We start from the raw sequence: 19,938 nt of genomic DNA on the forward strand, positions 1-19,938 counted from the left end.
GGCATCATGCACGTCTTCGACGAACGCCTGGCCCAGTGGGCCGCGCACGCCTCCCGCGCCCAACTGCGCGCCGGCCCGGCCGTGGAGGACCTCGGAGGCATCGACGCTGTCCTCGCCGCCGCAGACCACCTCGCCCAGGGCCCCTTCCTTCACCACCTCATCCAGGCGACCGCACACCACCTCGACACCTTCGGTGCCGAAGCATGCAAGCCGCTGTACGACGCCGTTCTCAACGGCTTACGGACCAACAGCAACCACCTTGCCTTCACCAGCGCCACTGAAGCCCTTGTCGTCCGCCCCGCCCTGGCACGTGAACTCGGCGCTCCCCTGCCCCGCGTGCTGCTCGCCCGTCTCCAACAAGCCCAAGATGCTGGCGACGATCTCGCCGCGGCCCTCATTGGGTTCGAAGCCGCGGACTGTCTCGTCCAGCTCACCCTGGCCGACGTCATCAAGGCCGCGCGTCTCCTTGGTGCCATGGACGAAGTAACCGAGGAACCCGGCGCACTTCCCGAGGCCATGGCCTCCCGCCTGCCTCGCCTCCTAGGCGTCCTCGACGCTCACCATCCCGGCGCCGGCCTCAGCGACGCCCTCGAACGCTGCTTGATGCTCGACCACACCTGCCGGGACGCTGCATTCGAACTCGCTCTTGGCGACCTGCGCCAGGCGCTGGAGCAAGACGAGTACGTGCCCATGGCCGAACAACTCCGCAAGACCCAGGACCGGCTGACGGAGCTGATCACTCTCGACCCTGACCGCCTGGATGCCCAGCTCTACCATGCAGCCATCGAAGCCGTCCTCGGCCTGTCCGCCCCCGACGCCCCCGCACGCGTTCACGCCGCCGCATCAACTCTGCGCGAGGCCCTCCACCGATACCGGGCCTGGCGCTACCGCACCCGCACTCCGGCCTGGGCCCGACCACGACAGAACGACGTCATCGCCTGGTCCGAACTCACTGTCGTGCTAGACGCCGCGGCAGCGCATCTCGCCGACGACGACCCCTGGTACGACGGTGGCCTCGGCATCCTCACCGCACTGCTCCAGGCGTACACCGCGCACAACACGGTCGCCGTACTCACGGACACCCCTGCGAAGGCAGCCGTGGAGATACTCGTGGCGCCCGTCATCGAGGACGCCTTCCTCCAGCATGAGCACCGGCAGCGCTTCCTCCAGCACGCTCTGGCCCACGATGAGGAAATCCGCGACGATCCCGCGGCCCAGCAACTCCACGCCGCCCTCCTCCACCGCACCAAGAGCATCGAGAACTCCACCTATGCGCAGGCGGATGACCAGGGAAAAGCGCGACGCTGGCAGCGGCTGGCACATCAACTCAAGGACGACTTCACCGCGTTCGTTGACCAGACGCCCGAGCACGTCCTCGACCGCCTGGAGCTCGGCCTGCGCACCCACAACGACGTCCTCGCGGCCATCGCCGACCCCAAGTACGGCCGTCTCAAGGCCCGACTCCTCAAGCAGCTGGAAGACTCCCGTGACTGGCTTGCCGGCGTCGCCGAGGAATACACGGCTCTTCTGGAAACCACGATCCGTTTCGCATACCTGTGCTACGACATCGGCCGGAAGATGGGCGGCTCGTACACGGAATACCTCCGCAAGCGCGACAAAGACGGTAAAAAGCAGAAAGTAGACGAATCTCTGTTCCACCAGCACTACCGGGAAGTGCTGCGGTTCTCGGCGCTCTTTGGGGTCATCAACTCAGAAGTCATCGACAAGGCGGGTGGAAGAACTGACATCCTCGTATCTTTCGGTGCCGTGCAATTCAACGTTGAATGTAAGATCGAGGAAGATGACGCTAGTGAAACCACGCTACGCAAATACGTAGCCCAAGCCGCCGAATGCCAAAACACCAACGCTGGTTTCGCCATCCTGCTCGCCCTCGATAAAACCGTCGATGCCGAAGGAGCCGCTAACCTTTTCGACAGTATCTGGATCGAACCCGTCCAGCGCCCCGGCGAATCCGAAGCATGCCTCGTCGTCATCATTCGCATCCCGGGAGGGCGCGAGAACCCCAACCTATTGCGTCCAGCCCCTGCTCCGTAGTTGCATCAGCACCGACTGACCGTGGTGCTTTAGCGCCTTGGGAGCCAGTTTCGGTCGACTGTCCTGAGGCTGCCGCATCCGAGCGCTCGACTCGCACACCCTCCTACCTGTCTTGCCGACTGATGGCGACGGTCGTCGCACCGAACGTCGAAAAGCCCGCTCGCGGCACGGTGGTGAGGGAAGCTGATAGGGGCGGGTGGAACGTTTCGGCTCTGCGACGGGGTCCGGGCAGCGGACATGTCCGGCCTCGCTACAGTCGCCTTATGCCGCCGCACGCCAAGAAGCACCACTTCATCCCCCAGTTCCTGCTCCATCACTTCGCTGGCCCCAAGGGAAAACTCGTCGTCCACCAGGTGATGAGCGAACGGCGATTCGGCTCGGCCGTCCGCGACCTCGGCCACCGCAACTTCGGCCACTCGATTTACCGCCCGGGACATGAACCCGACCACGTGTCGATGGAGGAGGCTATGGGAAACATCGAGGGCGAGGCCGCCACCGTCGTCAGGGAACTGGTACAGGGCAGGGAGCGCGCTGTACCCGCCCACGCCCGCAGTGCCCTGGCCTGGCTCCTGGCCCTCCAGTGGCAGCGCAGCCGCTTCCTGATGCACGTGACGGGCAAGGCGAGCGGGGTTGAGGACAGCGGGGTGTCCGACGAACAGTTCCAGACGAGCATGATGGGGTTCATCTCCATGTACGTGATCGATCCGTGGCGGCTGCGCCACGACGACGACGCGTACTACAAGGACCAGTGGAATCACCTGGTGTCCACTCTGCTGTCCAGCGACATGTACTGGTCCTGCTACCGCCCCCGCGGAGGCGGGCTCCTGGTCGGCGACAACCCGGTCTGTTTCTCCGACGTGGTGGGTACCCCGCCGGAGGACGTGCCGCCCGGCTTCTTCGACCACGGAGTCGGGACCGGATTCCACAACTTTCGGCGCCTGACTCTGCCGCTGGGCAGCAGCCTCGCCGTGATCATCTCCCGGGACCCCCAGGACGCCTCGCGGCTGCGCGTCGCGGACATCAACCGCTACAGCGTCTTCAACAGCCGTGAGTTCGTGGCACACGCTCCGGACTGGCCCAAGGTCCATCCGAACCTCGCTCGCGAGCTTCCTCAGCTGCTGAAGCGGCAGCGCATGGTCGCACCCGCTTTCCTGCAGGGATACGCCCCCGGCAACCGCAACTAACGCCCGGTCCGCTTCCGACGGTGACGCAATGTGTTAGACCCACCGGGTAAGGGGTGTGAGGTGCAGCGTCTGGACCACGGCCCGCAACAGAGCGCTACTCACCACCTGACGGTAGCTATACGAGCGGACCCCCGTGTAGAGGGCGGCATTGGTGCCGGTGTCTTTGACGCCGGCACCAGCGCGCGAGGGTCAAACCACCTGCCGACGGCTGACAAGAGGCAGCCAGTTGGTGGACGGTGGCCAGGTACGGTGCGGCATCCGGCTCCGCAGAGCCAGCGCGTCCGCGGCCCAACCCTCGGCGGCCTCGAGTGCGGGACGCGAGATCTGGTCGCAAGCGGGGGCTACCCAGACCCGGTGGAAGACGGCACGCTTCCACGGCTCGGCCAGGTGTGTTCGGATCCGTCCGGTCACTCCTCGGCCGCCGGCCGCCATGCCGAGCCAGACGATGCGACCCCGAACGTCGACTACGAGGTAGAGGCCCGAGGAGTACGCCTCGATGGCGTCGACATGTGACCAGTAAGGGGCGCTGCTGCTGTAGCCGCCCAGGGCGCGAGCGAGCAGCGGAATGTGCGGCGGCAGCAGAACCGGGCCCGGCGGGGGCGCGGTGTCCTGCGGCGTACGTGTCCCCGGCAGGATCCCGCTCATCCGGCCTGCTCCGTGCCGAAGAGGAACTCGTTGATGCCGCCGGTCGTCGCCTCGGTGACGGTCGGCCGGTACCGCAGCTTCCGCAGGTGCTCACCGGCGCTCTGCGCGATGGACCGCAGTTCCTCCAACTTGTCCCCCCATCCTTCCCGCTCGTCGGCGCTCATGTCCCTGCCAGGACCCACCAGCGGGCACATCGCCTCGAAGTGCTTGTCGAGGGTCGTCAAGCTCTTCTTCGCTTTCTCGATCAGGCCGGTGATGTCCTTGAATTTCGCCTCCCACTCCTCGCTGGGGGAGAGGTCGGACGCCGTTCCCGCTCCGCCGCCCGAGTCCCCGTCCTGCACCGGAGGCCAGTGGGTGGTGAACCACTCCGAGTGGGCCGGCTTGGCCGTGTCGATGGCGACGGCCGCCCCATTGGCGACCCTGCGAAGCCGGCCTTCCACCGCCCCCTGCGGCCGCAGCATGACCTCGCGGCCAGCACGGCGCTGCATCACCTCGGCGAAGGTGTCGATCGCCTCGACGAACAGGGCGATCCCGTCGTCGGTGATGCGGGCCGCGGCGAGCTTGGTGGACACCGCCCGGCGGTCGCCGGTGGAGCCGTAGGGGCCGAGTAGCACCTTGCCGTTGACCAGGCCCGGCACCGCGAGGTGCGCCAACTCGGTACGAGCGGCGTCGCGGTCGGTGCTCGGCTCGGCAGAGGCCGCTGCGGCGATCAGTTCGGCGGCGGACAGCCCCGTGGTGTCAATGCCCTTCCCCACCAAGCTCTTGTGGGGGGTGTCCATGGCGGCGGCCGGGAGGTCCACCCCGCCAACCGCCGCGGTGAGCAGCGCGCTGCGAATCTCGCCGCGGGTCTTTGCGTGTTCGACCCTCAGCTGCGACGGCGACGGTTCGACGAGAAGTTTGGTCGTCCTGCGCAGGCTGGGGGTGTCGCTGGGGAAGACCACCCGATCGACGAGCCGGACGAGCTTGACCACGGCCTCGCGCGGGTCATCGTCCAGGAAGGCGGCCGGGGTAGCGCCGGTGAGGACCGCGTGCTCCAGCTCCGTGATCGCGGTGTCAGCGTAGGCGCCATCGACCAGCTTCCGGCCGGACGCCATGGCCTGGTTCGTGCCGGAGAAGTCGAGCGGGCCTCGCAAGTGGGTACGCAGGTTCGTCGACGCCAGCGCGGCATCGAAGTCCGGGCGGGTGCCGTCTTTCGGTACGTAGCCGATGACGAAGGCCGCATCGGTGATTGCGACCTGCAGCGCGTCGGCCGCCCGTGTTGCCCAGCGGCGCTCCTCCAAGGCCTCCTCGGCCTTCTCCGGGTCATCCAACGGGACCTCGATATCCTCGGGGTCGACACCGCTGTACTTGTTGAGCTGCGCGGTGAAGCGGTCGCGCCAGTCGGCCGGGTTGCGCCAGCGCTGGCCTGCGGGTCCGCCGAGGACCTGCTGGGGCAGGCCGAGCAGGCCGGCCGCGGGCTGGAGACCGAACAGGTCATGACGATGACGGGTGCGGTTCGACCCGGCCGTGGCGGCGGTGGTGTCCCACACCTGGTCACCGACTCGGTAGCGCACGACGTGGTAGGTGGCCCGCTCGTCCTGTCCCGAGACCGCCAGGTCCGCCTTCAGGTCGTAGTTACGGGCATTCTCCGCCGCGGTCAGCCTGCCCTCGATGAAGGTCAGGTGCTCGGTCAGCGCCTTCTCGGACTCGAACTCGACTTCCAGTACCGCCCGCTGACCGCCCTCCGGCGTCGTGACCGGTACGACGCGCGGCGTAGGCACGGCGGCGCTGTGCGCCACGTCGTACGCGAAGCGAATGTTGAACTGGTTGATCGCGCTGGCCAGCCCCGGCTGCTTGACACGCAGTTCGTAGAGGGTGCCGTGCTCGGTGGGCACCTCGTGCACGGTCTTGAAGCCGGTGATGACGATGCCGGTCTTCTTGGTACCGCTCGTGGCGATCAGCGGCTTGAGGTTGATGACCTCGGTGGCCAGGCGCTCCAGAGCGCTTCGGTCGAGGGTGCACCGGGGATCAGCCAGGCCGGCCTCGACGAAGTTGGCACGATATTCAGGCTCATCGAGATAGGAGAAGGGGCCGGACGTGCGCTGGGGACGACGCGGCGACATACCGCACCTCTGCTTTCGTACGCGGGACCGCAGGCTCTTGCCGCGCTCCGAGAAGATAGGGACGCGAAGTGGGTCCGCCTCCCGCGTATGCAGAGGTGGGTGCCGCCGCCGTACCGCCTCCCCGCTGCTGCGGGGCACTGGGCCGTCGCGACCACCTTGGACAGATCACCATCACCCGGCCACCGCTGGCTCCTCACGGGAACCGCAGTACTGGCCACCCCGGACCGGACCGGTCCACTGGGGCTGGTGCGGGTCACCGACATCGGTGCGCTCCATGACTCATGGTAGCTGTATTGATGGTCAGTTGTCTGACCGTCAGCCGAAATGGGACCGACCATCGAGCCGCGCCCGCGCCAGCCCACCCCTCTGGCCGTTCGCTCCCTTCTGCGCGGTTCTGCTTCGATGTACGGAACGACCTGACCTGATGACGTGCCGCCCTCTGGATCAGGAGGAGCCGACGCGGCACCGGAGTTCACCCGGAAGGAGAGCGTGCAGGGGGCGGGTACCGTGTCGGGTTCCGACGCCGCGGTCTTCGCCCTGTTCGTGTCTAGCTACGACGAAGTGGCGCCTGTAGCCGTCTGACTTGGTTCAAAGGGCCGGTTTGCCGCCACGGTGACCACGTATCCACCGCGACCGGCGGCGACTGGAATGGAACAGCCATTAGCGCTACCGGCTGTTCACTGATCCTCGACGCCATATACAGGCATGGTGTTGGCGCCAGTGAGGTCTTCGACCACGGCGAGGTCGAGTTCGGCGGCACGCTCCAACATGTACATCCGTTGCTCAGGGGTCAGGCCCAGAGCATCGTCGGAGGAGATGAGTTGGAGGGTAGCGGCGGCTAGGGCGGGCGCGGCCGCGGCCATGGCCTGACGCATAGCCGCGTCGGCGGCATCGCCTGCGGGCAGGTCGGCGGCGTAGTGCGCGGCCAGGCCGTGGACCTCGACCACACGCGCGATGATCCGCTCCATGGCGGCGTTCGCGCAGGCGTCCCCATGGTCGGCGCGCAGCACAGGGTCCACCCGCTGGTGGCCGCCAGCGGTCGCGGCGGCCGATCGCGACGGTGCGTGCTCGGGACCGGATTCCTGGACGAGCTTGTGGGGGGCGGCTGCCGTGGCCTTCGGTGTGCGGCGGCGCAGCTTGTCCACGCGTTGGCGTACCCAGGCGTTGACGTGTGGGCGGGCGGCGGTGATGCCGCGGGCTGCCGCGGCCCAAGCGGCGTCCATGATGGGGCGCACTACCTCGCGGGCAAGGACGTCAGCGAGGTAGCGGCGGAACTCGTCGTCGTGGGATCGGTGGTCGTAGCCGTCGTGGTAGCCGTCGGCGTACCGGTCGGGGGCGTCAAAGAGTTCGGCCTGGCCAATGAGCGAGTTGTCCCGGTCGTCGCGTACGTTGCCGCGCATCCCGTTGGAGGAGGCGCGGGAGTAGTCGAGGTGGGTGCCGGCGGGGTACACGGCCTCCACCAACCTGCGGTTCAGGGGTCGTTGGCTGTCAGTCATGGAAGGACTGTAGGGGGCGGTACTGACAGCGCGGGGGTGAAGCCCATCGCGTGAGCCTTCACCAGCTTGGTGATCTCGCCAGTCGGGCGCAGCCAGGGCATGACGCCCTCGAACGCCCCAGTCTCCTCTTCTTTCGTCAGTCGCAGGCTCATGGGGCACAGTCTGCCGGTCCGGGCCGACCAGATCGAACCGACGGACTGCACCGCGCGGACCGGCTGGTCTCTGCTATTCCGTCCGTTCCGATATCCGACTCCACCATTACACCTGACCCAGTCGGACCTGGAGAACGTCCTCCAGCACGTGTGGGTCGCCGGCCCCGGCACCACGCATCCCGGCGAACTCCTCACCAGCGACACCACCCCGCTCACCCATCGCCAGCCACGGACGATCCGCGAACGAATCGGCATCCAGGAACCGCGCCACCCGGTTGGTGCCGATCACTGTGCGAGCGATCAGAGCTTCCTTCTCGAAGCGCGCTCGCGTGACCGGGTCCAACTTGTCGGTGCGAATGACCTTCACAGCTACAGGGGAGCCCGCGGGGGAGTACGCGAGATATACCTCGCCCATGCCGCCGGAGCCGAGCTCCCGAGCCACGGTATAGCGTCCAATCTGAGTGGGGCTCCCGGTCATGAGCTCAGTCCACGCCTTTCCACGTCAGCATCTGCTTGGGTCACTTACGCCGCTAGTTTGCCTGGTCTCCGAGCACTCTCGGTAACCAGCCCATCCCAGTGGCCATAAGAAGAGAGAGGTGACCATGATCCGGCCTCTCACGGACTGTGTGACCCCGAGCACTGGACGTTGGCTTGAAATCGGCGTTTTACATGCTCATGCCCAGGAGCTTGATCGGCTTCATGAGATTGGCACCCGGATCCGCCTGCTGCAGCTCTGGAGCCATGCAGGTGGCAGGACAGGCCCGGCTATCCAGATACTTCCGTAGGGCGGTGAGCGGCAGGGGCACAGTCCTTCAGAAGGCTGTCGGCGACGGCTTCCTCGTAGACGGCGAGTTTCTCCCTTGCCATGGTCTCGGCGAGTTTCGGGTCCCACAACGTGTCCTGGGGCTTGCCGTCGAGCGGGACATGGTCGATGTCGGCACGGACGCCGTTGAGATAGTCCGCGCTGCTCATGCGCCATGGCTCGGCGCCGTAGCGGGTACGCAGTGCGTTGGTCATCGCGATGCCGGGCCAGTCGAAGTCGCCGTGGTACCGGAGTAGACCGCCGTTGTCGACGATGAGCCGGGCAAGGCGGTGGAAGGCGGTCGAGGGGCGGCCTTCTGCGCAGATCAGTGGTGGGCTGCTCGCGCCAAGTTCGCCGGCGGCGCGGCGAAGTACGGCGGGGTTCTCGCAGACGTACACCGTTGGCAGGTTCACGCTGATCGGCAGGGTGATGAGCTGGTGGAGGGTGATGTGGAAGGGGGTGCCGTAGCGGGCGGCGTCGGTGAGCCACTGGCCCAGTCCCTGTCCCGTCGCGGGGAGATTGAGGACGAGAGCGCGGCTGGCGAGGTCGTCGACGATGACATCGAAGGCGTCCCACAGCTCGCGTCGTGCCTCGGCTCCTGGTCCGAGTGGGATTCCGCGTGCCATGGCCAGGGCCCGCAGGACCAGGGTCGGCAGCGAGCCGCGGCCGGGGTTGAGGGCTTTGGTGTCTCCTGTGGTGGCGTCGGCCAGTGAGGGCAGCATGACCGGGGGTGATCCGCTGGGTCGGCTGTAGAGGAATTCCAGGACGCGGACAGCCTGGCTGAAGAGGTGAGTGTCCTCCTTGTTGATCAGCCCAGTGATCGTGCCATCGGATGCGAGGCCGGCCAGCCATTGCCGGTACCAGGGGTGCTCGGTGTGCAACGGGCTGGTCTCGCCCTCGACCAGGATCCTCTGCCGGGCTTGTTCAAGTGTGGTCCGCTCATCGGCGCGGAAGCGCAGCTCCGGGCCGATCCGTTCCAGAACATCGCGGAGCGACACGCCCGCGACGTTGCGGACGCTCTCCTCCAGCACCGAGAGGGGGATGGTGATGCGGCGGACGTCGGCCGAGCGGTAGGTACCGGTGATGCCGATGACGGCGTTGCGTTCGGCTGTGGTCGGGTTGGTCAAGCCGATGGAGCCCTCGATCTCGCCGCCGCTGCGTTCGAGCGAGCGCCGGGCAGCGGCCAGGAGGCGGCGAAACTCAGGGCCCCGGTAGCGCTCGTATACCTCTGCTGGCGTGGTCATGCCGATTCTTCGGCGTCGTCGCTCGTAGACTCGTCGTCCGGGATGTCACCGAGCAGTCCTGCCTGCGCGGGGACGTGCCGACGGGGCGTGAAGCCGAGGAGTTCGGCAGCCAGGTCGTCGGATCCGGGATACTCGAGGTCATCGAGGATCTGTTCGCCGTCCCAGACGAGCAGCATGGCGGAGACGGTGTGGGATGCCTCGTCGTGCTTCATGTCGTAGTGCGAGATCTGCGGCACCTCGGGGTAGGTGATCCACAGGTCGTAGCCGGTCATGAAGAGGTCGAGGTCGAACTTGGCGGTGAGGGCGAGAAGGTCGGGGCGGTATTTCTCGTCGATGCCGGCGAATGCCTCGTCCAGCGCGATCAGGCGCGGGCAGGTGGGGTAGGCGGAGCTGTACTGGGCGTGGGCGGCTGCGAAGAGCGGCAGGTGGATCGAGGCGGACTTCTCACCGCCGGACATCACGCTGTGCTTGGCCTTGGTGAGGACCTCTCCCTTCCTCTTCTCCTCCGGGCTCATGCCCTGCCGGAACAGGCGGAGTTCGAACCTGCGCCAGGCGCGGTAATCCAGGACCTCGGCGATCACCTGCTGGTAACTGCGCTTCTTGTCGGCAGCGGCCTTGGCGCGGATCTGGCTGCGCAGGTGGGAGCGGAGTTCGGCCAGCCCGGCGGGGCCCAGGCCGGAGGCGTCCTTGTCGAGCAGTTTGTTGACGGCCTGCTGGGAGTCGGTGAGGGCGTCGGAGACGACCCAGTTGATGCCAACCGTCGCGCCGGAGGACATCGGCTTGGCCCGGGTATCGGCGTCCATGCTCTTGACCAGGTCGCGGGCGGCGATGGTGCGGTCGTGGATCTGCTGGGCCAGTCCGGTCAGGAGCCCGTCCTCCAGGACGGTGCGTTCCTTGTCTTCCAGCAGCACACTCTGGTCGGCGAGCTGTTCGGCCAGACGGCGTCCGAAGTCCGCTACGGGGGCGGGTCCTTCGCTGTCGGTGACCCGGGCCAGGATGATGTCGCCGGCCGGCTCCCACTCGAAGAGGTAGCCCTGGTCGGATTCCAGCAGGGCTGACTCCAGCGTGGTGATGGCGGTGGAGATCTTTGTCGTGACGGTCTTCAGGAGGCTCGCGGTGATCGGGCGACCACGGGTCGCCTCGTCGAGCGCGGTGATCAGTGAGGCGACGGATTCGGGGACGACACGTCGGGCGGCCTCCGTGCCCGTGAGGGAGGTAACGGGCGAGGTGAGGCTGTCCATGAGGGCTTGGACTGCCTGCTCGGGACTCAGCCACATGTCGTGCGGTAGCCAGACGGTGTCGGCGGTTGCTTCGAGCAGGCCGAGAAGGTCGGGCCGGGCGTACGGCTCCAGCGTGAGTGTGGTGCGCACCTGCTCGGCCACGGCCGTGGCCAGTGCTACACGGCCGAACTCCAGGGCGTGGTCAGCCTTCAGAAGCCGGTCTCGCTGCTCTTCCGCATCCTTCTTCGCACGGCCGTATGTCGTCTCTGCCTCCGCGAGCTGTTCCTCGGATTCCGCGATCTGCTGGAGAATCTCCTGGAGTGGGGCTTCGAGCGTTGCCTCCTGAGTCCGTAGACGCTCCTCCTGAACGGCGAACTCGTCCTTGCGCGCCTGCAGCGCCTCGGCCTGCTCTGCGCAGGACTCCGCCTGCTCTTCGATGATCTCCTTGCGGCCGGCGATGTCGCGCTCGGCAGCATCGGCTTGCTCACGGCAGGAGGAGAGCGCTCTGCCGGCGTCGGCGAAATCGTCGACGGCTTGGGCGACGTTGTCCAGTTCCTCTCGGCGCGTGGGCAGTCGCGCGGCCGTGGCGGCATGCCGAAGCTGCCGGTTCTTCTCATGGGCCCGGGCGATCGCCCCGTCGAGTCGCTTGCGTGCCTCGGTGAAGCGGCGGCGGGCTCCGGCGACCTTCTCCGCCACCACCGCCACCTCACGCACCGCATCGGTGATCGCCTTGGTACGGGGGAGCTCATGCCTGGCGCGGTCGAAGTCGTCGAATGCTTCGTGCGCGTACCGCTGCTGTTCCGCGATGCCGGTGAGCTCGGCTTCCAGGACGGCGATGGATTCTTCGAGGCGTTCCAGCCGTTCGCGCCGACGGGCTGCCCGCGCGGTGGCCCCGATGTACTCCGGCTGTGCCTTGGGATGAGCACCGACCTGGACGCCGAGGCAGAAGTGCGACCCCGCGGTCACCGAGGGAGCAGACAGCGCATCGTCCGCTGCCGGGGCGTCGTCCATGACGGCGATGGAGGCCAGGACAGCCTGGACGGCAGCAGAGCTGACATGCTGCTGATCTTCGACGAGCAGGACATCGGCCAGGGTACGTCCGGTGGGTCGCTGAGCAGGGGGCAGCGGGCGCAGATAGGCGTCGGCGACCTTGTCGTGCAGTGCCTGGTCGGTCAGCGCAGCGTCGGGGTGCAGCCAGGCGGTGAGTAGGCCAGCCGCGTACAGGGCGCCTTCCACCGCAGCCGCGTGGCCGTCGGAGATGTGATCGGCGAACCGTACGAGCTGCCACAGCGGAGCGCCCGGCCGCTCATCGCGGCTGGCAGGGCGCATGTCACTAGACGGGGGTGCATCGTCGCCCTCGGCCGCCACGGTGTCGCGCTCAGCCTGCCTGGCTCGCAGAGCGTCCGCAATGTCGCTGTGCTGCCGCTTCAACGCCTCGACGCGGGTCAGTGCTCTGGTGCGGCGTCGGTCGGCGAGGGTATGGAAGACCTCCGGCAGCGGGGCCGCTTCGGGTTCCTCCGCGGCGTCGATGGCCGCGCGCAGCACGTCACCGTCGGCGGCGACCAGTACCGCGGTGTCGTCGCTGCCGCTCCAGCGGCAGATGAAGTCGTCCAGCTCCCGGCCGGCCTCGACGCGGGCGACGGTGAGCTTCTCGGCCGCTGCGGCGGACTGCCGCTCGGTCTCAGCCAGCTCACCGCTCGCCGCGTCACAGCGTTCTTGCTCGCGTTCTTGGCCCTTCGCGGCGTCCTCGAAGCCGCCGAGCAGGTCTTGTACGTCCTGCACTTCGCTGCGCCGCGCGGCAACCCGACCCGCGATATGCGTGTCCAGCTCAGCACCGAGATCCAGCGTGTCGTCGTCGTGGAGGATGCCACAACGGCGCGCCGCGTCCATGAGGCCGTGGGTGTGCCGGGAGGCCGCCTTGCGCAGTTCATCGTGCCGTTGGAGGGCGCGGTCCGCCTCCCGCTTGAGAGTGGCCAAGCTCTCCTGGGCCCGGTTGAGGTGGCGTTCACTGCCGGCGATACCCAGGCGCTCCGTGCGTACACGCTCGCGCAGCTCCTTGAGCCCGTCCTGCTTCTTGATGGCGTCGTGGTTCTTGTACTCGGTCAGGCGGGCATCGATCTCGTTGCACCGGCGTTCGCCGGTATCCCGCTCCTGCTGTGCCGCGGTCAGCTGCTGCTCGGCGGTGCGGCGGGCGACCGCCGCTTCCATGATCGTCTCGCATTGGGTGGCCGTGTCCTGGATGCGCCCGGAGACATGGTCGACGCGGTCACGGGCATGGGCGCGCAGGTAACTGGTGTATTCACGCAGGAAGTTCCGGACTGCGGTATCCGCCCCCATAAGCGCGTTGAGAAGCGCCTGGATCTCGGCCAGGTTCTCAAAGTCGCGGGCAGCTTGGAGGACGAGGGCATCATCGACGGGGCGCAGTCCGGCGGTGAGGGTGTCGGACACCTTGACCGGGTCGAGATCCTTGGCCAGCAGCGGGCGCCGCAGCTGGAGCAGAAGATTGACCAGCTGGTTGTAGCGCTCGCGGCCCAGCCCGAACAGCCGGTCATCGATCGCCTCACGGTATGCCTCCGCCGTGGCGTAGATGGCCCCTTCGCCCAGCAGCTTCTTCAGGGCGTTCTCCCGCAGCGGGCGCGAGGCGGCATCCAGCAGGCCGAAGTCGATACCGACCCTGCCCTCGGTGACGAAGAAGAAGCGGGCCGGCGTGGACATGGGCTTGGTCACCCTCATGCCGATCCCCACGGTGACGGCTTCGAGGACCTCATCATCGGGTCCGGTGCGGGCGAACTCCATCCATACATAGCCGTAAGCGGACTCCTGCTCCTTGTAGAGCAGGTTCGACTTCATGGTCCGCTCCTCACCGCTGAACGGATCAAGACGCCGCGCGTCAAGGACACCGTCCAGTACGAGGGGGAACAGCACTTCGAGGGCCTTGGTCTTGCCGGAGCCGTTGTGCCCGCGCAGGACCAGACGGCCGTCGGCGAAGACGAACTCCTCGTCCGTGTAGTCCCAGAGGCCGATCACCCCGGCGCGCGTGGGCTTGAAACGAACCTCCGGCTGGTCAGCGGTGCGGGAATGAGGGATGAGCGTCATCGAGAAGTTTCCTCAGTGGGGAAGTCGAGAGCGAACTCGCCGTCGAGCGCGGGACGTGGCAAGACGGCGGTGATGTTGCGGTAGCGGCCGGCCGCGGGCCGCACCAGGACCCCGCCGGGGACGATATGGACAAGGCACAGGTCCGCCAGGAGCGCGATCGCCTCTGCCAGCAGCCCGCCGGGATCGGCCTGCCATTTGTTGGTGAAGGAGGAGGGGCCGAACTCTTCATAGAGTTCGTTGATCATCTGCTCGAGCGTGCCGTGTTCCACGAAAGGCAAGCCCGTCTGCCCCTCCTGCTCCGTGGCGTCCGGATCGGCCTCGTCCGCGTGGTGGCCGGTGTCCGCGTGGGGGTCGTGAGCCAGGGCTTCGAGCGTGCCGGCTTGCGGCAGGGCCATATCGATGCGGCTCACCAGGTCCGCGTGTTCCTCCATCGGATCGGCGGGCAGCAGGTACTGGAGACTGCTGGCTCGGTCCGGGTCCTCCCGCAGGTCCGCGATCTTCGCGAGCATCAGCCCAGCGGTACGGTTGACCGCTCCGCCGCGGCCGGGGAACCGCTTGTCGGTGAAGTGCCCTGTGGTGTCGACGAGCATGATCCCCTCGGCCCGGCGCTCGACAGGCAACCCGGTCAGCCGTGCGATGTCCTCGGCCAGGGTGGGCTGGCGCAGCGCTATCGCCGTCTCCGCGTCGGTGTCGCCGAAGTAGACCACCGGGTACTCGATCAGCAGCCGCCGGGCTCGTTGGGCAGCGAGCCGCCGCCGGGGGTCCCGTCCGGTGCCGGCGGTCGGCGCATCCAGCAGGCCAGCAGCGCTGACCAGATGTTGCAGGGGCTTGTTCGGCCGGAACAGAGCCGCGCAGGTGTCGTGGTCGATGTCGAACAGCGCATCCCCACGGTCGTGGTCACGGGCCCAGTCCTCCATGGACCCGTCGGAGATCCGCAGCGCACCGCGGTCGACCAGCCAGTCCACCACGTCAACGACCGCGTCCTTGTGACCCGGTGCGGTCGCATCGAAGCCCAGGTGCTCGATCGAATTGGCAGAGGGCGCGAGGAGTTTGACGAGATCGGCGAGGTTGATCTCGACCCGAGACCGGTGCAGGCACGCCAGGATCAGGCAAAGGTAGGCCAGCCGGCGCCGGTCGAACGGCTTCTTGCTCTTCACCGTGAGGAACGCCTGGCTGGCATCGAAGGCATCCAGGCGCCGCAGCAGCCGGGCGTGACGGGCGCTGGTCTGCAAGGAGTAGCCGAACAGGTCCCGGAAATCCTTGGCCAGTTCGTCGGCCCACTGCAGCACCAGCGCAAGGGCCTTGGCCCGCGGGTAGCTCTCGTTGACGACGCCGTGAAGCAGCATGAGCCGGGCCGCTTGCTGGTACGAGCCAAGGTCCGCAGGCTCCACGGAGACGGCTACGCGATGGGCGGGCATCAGCACGTCTCCGTTCGGCGTCGACGCATCGCACCATGGGGCTTGATCTCCAGAGTGAAGCCGGGCAGGTGCAGCGTGCCGGTCTCGGTCCGCAGCTGGCTGCCGCACTCGCTCGGGACCAGGCGCAGCGTCAGGACATCGCTGCTGCCGGTCCCCGAACGCAGTCGGCCTGCCACGATCGTCCGCGCCTGAAGGGCACGGGTCAACAGCTTGAGCACGGCGCGGGTCTCCGCCGCGTTCAGCACCCGGTCGTGAGGCCCGTGATCAAGAAGATACGTGGCGGCCTCCCGATCCGCGGCCCGATCCGCCAACTGCTGCTCACGCAGCCGGGCACGGGCACCACGGCTCGTACGGACCGGCTGCGGGCCGCCCGGCGCCGGCCGCTTGCCATGCCTGAACAAGCTGATGCTGACCTCCACCCCGGGCGCATCCCACCACGTCGTGCGCGGCGAGATCTGGTCGTCATCGTCGTGAGCGCCCGACAGATGCCGCACCGAGCGCAGGTCGAAAGCAGCGGACACCAGAGCGTTGGCCGCCTGCTCATCCGGCGCCCCGGCCGCCCAGGCGGCGAGATGCCGCAGCTGGGTGGTCCGGCTCACCCCGCCTCGACGCGACTCCGTCACCTGCCGCAGCAAGGCGATGACCCCGGAGATGGCGGTGCGGGTAGCGCCTTGCAACTGGGCGGCCTTGGTCTCCCCAGCACCTTCCGCCAAGAACCACTGGCGCAGCCCCATCCAGCGCCGCCGCCAGTCCTCAAGCCGCGCGGCCGGACGCATCATGGGCCGCTCATCGACAGCCGCGGCCCGCTCCAGCAGGGTCTCCACCCCGCTGTCTTCCACCTCGTACACGGCCTCGGCCAGCCGGGGCGCGTAGCGCTCCAGCTCTGCCGTGAACTCACTCATGTGCGCCAGCAGGGCGTGCTTGTACCGCAGGAACGTCTCCGGGGAGATATCCGTCGTACGCGCCACGTCGTTGAGGGTCAGATAGAAACGCGCCGCCCGCTGCGTCATGTCCTCCAACACGCTGTCGAGCCGGGCGAGCTTGCGGTACACCTCGTCCCGGTCGCCTTCCCGGTTCGCGGCCGCCAGCGCCTTGAAGTCCGCCAGGATGTCGGCGAAGACCAGCCGCGACAGGTTCGCGTCCTGCACCCGGGAGCCGATGACCTCCTCCACCGCGCAGTAGACGCGGTAACCGATCTCCGTGAACTGGTAGACCGACTGCCGGTTTCGGTATGCGGCCAAATTGCCGCACCGCGCCGCGTCCTCCACTCGGTAGAGGACCTGCTCATTGTCCGCGGAGAGGTTGTCGAGCATGGCCCGCAGGTTCAAGTCTGTGGCGGACGGCACCTCGTCATGCGCTATCGCCAGCTCTCTCAGTGCGCTCGCCACATCGTCGGGGTGAACCTGTACCTGATGCACGGCCCGCAGCACGTTCATCGCCCGCAGCACCCACAGATACGCCACGTGATCATCCCGCTGTGCGAAGTTGAACAGCCGCAGCCGGTCACCCACCGTCAATGAGTCAAGATTGAACGACTCGGAGACTCCCGAGTCATCGTGTTCAAGCACCTATCCCGCCCCTCGTCTCGCCACACACCGTGCATACCCTCACAGACACCACTGACAATCGGCCCGTGGCGGGCGGGGGGAGAAGCCGCTTCCACCCCTCTTCAAGCCCTTTCGGCAGTTCCCGCCTGAGCGCGCACGCTCTGTGAAGACGGATCCTCGCTGGCTCGCTCGGGACGCCACCCTCTCGCGGGCGCTGGACAGCGACGGCCCCAGTGCCTGCTCCGTCCACGCTGCCTACGACGAATCGGGCATCCAAGTGCAGGTCCCGGCAACCGTGTTCGCCCCGCAAGGCGGAGCCTCCGCGAATGCCAAGGTGGCCCGGCCGGTCAGCGACGGTCAAGCCCTGATCGACGAGGACGCCCAGCAGCTGCGCGACCAGGAGGCGGGAGAACTGCTTCAAGCCGGATAAGCCCGGACACAGCAGCCGCCGCGCGCCGGGCTCCCGGGGCAAATTCGCCCACGGCAGACGAGAAAGGACCTCAAAGGACTGGAACCCTTTCCGGGGCTATGTCAACGTACAACACCCCCGGAAGCGCAGGGTCAGCAAGAGCCCACCGGGTGACACGATAAGGAGCCTCTTCTGTCGACGCACGCACTTCGGTCTGTGCGGTTGACCGCCCCCACCTTCTTCTCCCTGGGCGCACTCAACGCATGGACCACGCGCACACCCAATCCGACTACGGGGCACACTCCTCAGCCATCTGTTTGTGCGTCTGCGCGGCCGGCCTCTTCAGAGAGGTCCTGGTGCAGCACGGCTACCCCCTTGATCGCCACATTCTCGCCTATGTGGCCAGGAGTCCCGGATCGGTAAGTCGCGTAATCGCAACGCAGGTTGGAAGGGGGAATCGTGTTGCCGCGAGGCTCCAGCACCTCTGCGAGGCACGACTATTGGTCGCCGATCAGGGCGGCACGGGCAACTTGAGGGCCTACCGATTGGCGTCGTGACGGGCAGCGGAGGACGGACTTCAGCGGGACGCGAGCGCAACATAGACCATGATCGCCGGTTAGCCAAACCGGCGATCGTAGTGACCATTGAGGGTGTTCGCATTCGGCTGTGCTTGGTGGTGGAGCCGTAGCGAACGCAGGCCAGCGCCGCGCAGTCGAGAGGAGGCAAGGAGCGGATCTGGCCTGTGGCCTTCTGACATGGGCAGCGCCCCCCGCTGAGATTCGGCGACACCTGCGCGCATTGCGCGTGGTGTCGGTGTTGTCGATTCCGCCCTGTCGCTCCTCGTCTCTGAGCAAGGAAGACCCCTTTCATGCGCCGATCCGCGATGCCGCCTGCCCTTTTCAAGCTCCGGCCAGAAATTTCCCCTGACTGGCTTGCCGACGCCACGCCTCTTCTGGGCGGCGAGGTGGCCTCGTGGCGGTAGCGGTCAGGCAGGGTCAAAAGCTCACGGTGGACGAGGTCTGCTCTGAGCTGCAGATCGTGCGTTCAACTTTCTACGACTGGCGACAGAAGGGGCGCGGACCGCGCTGCATTCGACTGCCTAACGGCTCGCTTCGAATACGGCGCGGCGATTTCGAAAACTGGCTTATGGATTACGAGGACCCTTCCTGATGGACACCAGCTCTTTGGATGTTCGTTTCTACCCGATAGAGACGAACAAGCGGGCCAAGGGCAACAGCTATACCGTCCGTTGGAAGGTATCCCACAAGAAGCACAGCAAGACGTACAAGAAGAGCGCGGTAGCCGACGACGAGCGCTCGAAGCTGCTTGCTGCGCACAGGAAACGCGAGCTGTTCGACATCGAGACGGGGCGGCCGATCTCCTGGACGTCTAAGGTCGCCGAGGTGAACTGGTACGACTTCGCTGTCGAGTACGTCGACTGGAAGTGGCCCCGTGCCTCCGGCAACACCCGTAAGAACATGGCCAAGGCGCTCACGCCCGCGAAAATCGCCTTGCTGCGCACGTCGCCGCCGGCGTACTTCGAGCCGGTGGAGGTTCGCAGGGCGCTGCGCGAGTACGCCTTCAACGTCAACCGGCGCACCGACCCGGACAGGCCAGTGCCGGCCGAGGTGCAGACGATCCTCGATTGGATCCAACGCAACGCTCTCCCGATGAGCACCTGGGAGAAGACCGAGAGGGTGGACAAGGTTGTCACTGCTCTCGGTCTCCTGGACGGGACCGCGGCAGCCGCCAGCTCGGTCACGCGCAATGATCGGATCATGAATCTGGTCATGGGCTACGCGATCAGGCACAACTACCTGAAGTCCAACCCTCTCCCGAAGGGCAAGGGGGAGCGCACGGCGCCGAAGGTGGCGCAGGCCATCGACAAGCGATGCCTGCTGAACCGCGACCTGGTCGCGAAGATGCTGGACTGGATAGGCAGGCGTCCCGATGAAATCCATTGGGACCGGCTCGGAACTGCCCTCCACCTTCCTGAGCCGCCGAGTGAGCCGATCCCGGCTGCGCACCGCCCGTAGCGCTGCTCCGAGCAGCGGCTCGTCCCGCGATTTCCCCCCTGCTTCATCGACAAGGCAACGGGTGGGCGGAGAACTGGTTCTCCGCCCACCCGGGCCTGCTCCCTCCCGTACCTCACAGAGAGACCACCGATGCCTGCCCGATCTACGTTTGCCCCCATCGCTTCCCCTGGCGCCGTAGCGACGGCTTTCCTGACCGTGAAGGACGCCGCCGAGTACCTCGGCCTCTCGCCCCACACTCTCTACGTCTGGCGCCACCGTCGACAGGGACCCCCGAGCTTCCGCATGGGTCCGCGAGGCCGCGTCATGTACCGACTGGAAGCCCTCGATGCCTGGGTCCGCGAGCAGGAGTGGGCCGACTCGCGCTCCAACGCGGCTCTCAACCCGCTGAGCGCTCCTCGTCAGGAGCGGTCCCTCCGCCTCACCGGCGCCTGACGCCCAAGCGCCGTAGACCGCTGTCCCCACCTGCTACACCAAGGAGTTCCTCCTGGCCGGCTACATAGAAGACCGATGGCTCAAGAAGCGCCCCAGCCCG

The 19,938-nt window shown here is 67.1% G+C and carries 15 protein-coding genes; 6 read left to right on the plus strand and 9 right to left on the minus strand.

Annotation, left to right across the window (positions count from 1 at the left end; all coding sequences use genetic code 11):
- Window positions 1-6: 6 nt before the first annotated feature.
- Complete coding sequence (locus OHA03_RS28750) at window positions 7-2,055, plus strand: hypothetical protein (RefSeq protein WP_267006631.1); 2,049 nt, start codon at window positions 7-9, stop codon at window positions 2,053-2,055.
- 263 nt (window positions 2,056-2,318) lie between these two features.
- A complete protein-coding gene (locus OHA03_RS28755; protein WP_267006632.1) occupies window positions 2,319-3,239 on the plus strand; it encodes a DUF4238 domain-containing protein in 921 nt (306 codons plus the stop codon).
- Between the two features lie 189 nt (window positions 3,240-3,428).
- Here the strand turns inward: OHA03_RS28755 and OHA03_RS28760 are convergent, their stop codons facing one another.
- From OHA03_RS28760 to OHA03_RS28800, 9 genes are all read right to left on the minus strand, one after another.
- Window positions 3,429-3,884, minus strand: a complete 456-nt coding sequence (locus OHA03_RS28760) for a hypothetical protein (protein ID WP_267006633.1) — start codon at window positions 3,882-3,884, stop codon at window positions 3,429-3,431.
- Window positions 3,881-5,986 carry a hypothetical protein gene (locus tag OHA03_RS28765; protein ID WP_267006634.1) on the minus strand — a complete coding sequence of 702 codons (2,106 nt, stop codon included), beginning with the start codon at window positions 5,984-5,986 and terminating at the stop codon, window positions 3,881-3,883. The genes OHA03_RS28760 and OHA03_RS28765 overlap by 4 nt, the downstream gene beginning before the upstream one ends.
- 677 nt (window positions 5,987-6,663) lie before the next feature.
- Window positions 6,664-7,482 (minus strand): hypothetical protein, encoded by an 819-nt coding sequence (locus OHA03_RS28770; RefSeq protein WP_267006635.1) that lies wholly within the window; start codon window positions 7,480-7,482, stop codon window positions 6,664-6,666.
- The gene (locus OHA03_RS28775; RefSeq protein ID WP_267006636.1) at window positions 7,479-7,634 is read right to left on the minus strand and encodes a hypothetical protein; all 156 of its coding nucleotides are present in this window, start codon (window positions 7,632-7,634) and stop codon (window positions 7,479-7,481) included. Before OHA03_RS28775 ends, OHA03_RS28770 begins: the two co-directional genes overlap by 4 nt.
- A 106-nt stretch (window positions 7,635-7,740) precedes the next feature.
- Complete coding sequence (locus tag OHA03_RS28780) at window positions 7,741-8,076, minus strand: hypothetical protein (RefSeq protein WP_267006637.1); 336 nt, start codon at window positions 8,074-8,076, stop codon at window positions 7,741-7,743.
- Window positions 8,077-8,399: 323 nt separating this feature from the next.
- Window positions 8,400-9,680 (minus strand): TIGR02679 family protein, encoded by a 1,281-nt coding sequence (locus OHA03_RS28785; RefSeq protein WP_267006638.1) that lies wholly within the window; start codon window positions 9,678-9,680, stop codon window positions 8,400-8,402.
- On the minus strand, window positions 9,677-13,996 hold the full coding sequence (locus OHA03_RS28790; RefSeq protein ID WP_267006639.1) for an SbcC/MukB-like Walker B domain-containing protein: 4,320 nt from the start codon (window positions 13,994-13,996) through the stop codon (window positions 9,677-9,679). Before OHA03_RS28790 ends, OHA03_RS28785 begins: the two co-directional genes overlap by 4 nt.
- Complete coding sequence (locus tag OHA03_RS28795) at window positions 13,993-15,414, minus strand: DUF2398 family protein (RefSeq protein WP_267006640.1); 1,422 nt, start codon at window positions 15,412-15,414, stop codon at window positions 13,993-13,995. The genes OHA03_RS28790 and OHA03_RS28795 overlap by 4 nt, the downstream gene beginning before the upstream one ends.
- Window positions 15,414-16,982, minus strand: a complete 1,569-nt coding sequence (locus OHA03_RS28800) for a TIGR02677 family protein (RefSeq protein WP_267006641.1) — start codon at window positions 16,980-16,982, stop codon at window positions 15,414-15,416. The genes OHA03_RS28795 and OHA03_RS28800 overlap by 1 nt, the downstream gene beginning before the upstream one ends.
- 142 nt (window positions 16,983-17,124) lie before the next feature.
- Here OHA03_RS28800 and OHA03_RS28805 point away from each other — a divergent pair, with 142 nt between their 5' ends.
- The 4 genes from OHA03_RS28805 to OHA03_RS28820 all read left to right on the plus strand — a co-directional run bounded on the left by OHA03_RS28805 (window position 17,125) and on the right by OHA03_RS28820 (window position 19,838).
- On the plus strand, window positions 17,125-17,391 hold the full coding sequence (locus OHA03_RS28805) for a hypothetical protein (RefSeq protein ID WP_267006642.1): 267 nt from the start codon (window positions 17,125-17,127) through the stop codon (window positions 17,389-17,391).
- 987 nt (window positions 17,392-18,378) lie between these two features.
- Window positions 18,379-18,540 carry a helix-turn-helix domain-containing protein gene (locus OHA03_RS28810; protein ID WP_323181337.1) on the plus strand — a complete coding sequence of 54 codons (162 nt, stop codon included), beginning with the start codon at window positions 18,379-18,381 and terminating at the stop codon, window positions 18,538-18,540.
- Window positions 18,540-19,406, plus strand: coding sequence for a hypothetical protein (locus OHA03_RS28815; protein WP_267006644.1), 867 nt, complete (start codon window positions 18,540-18,542; stop codon window positions 19,404-19,406). The genes OHA03_RS28810 and OHA03_RS28815 overlap by 1 nt, the downstream gene beginning before the upstream one ends.
- A gap of 129 nt (window positions 19,407-19,535) precedes the next feature.
- Window positions 19,536-19,838: an AlpA family transcriptional regulator gene (locus OHA03_RS28820; RefSeq protein ID WP_267006645.1), complete on the plus strand. Its 303-nt coding sequence runs from the start codon at window positions 19,536-19,538 to the stop codon at window positions 19,836-19,838.
- The last annotated feature ends 100 nt before the right edge of the window (window positions 19,839-19,938 follow it).

It is taken from the genome of Streptomyces sp. NBC_00154, assembly GCF_026342835.1.
Taxonomy (GTDB): domain Bacteria; phylum Actinomycetota; class Actinomycetes; order Streptomycetales; family Streptomycetaceae; genus Streptomyces.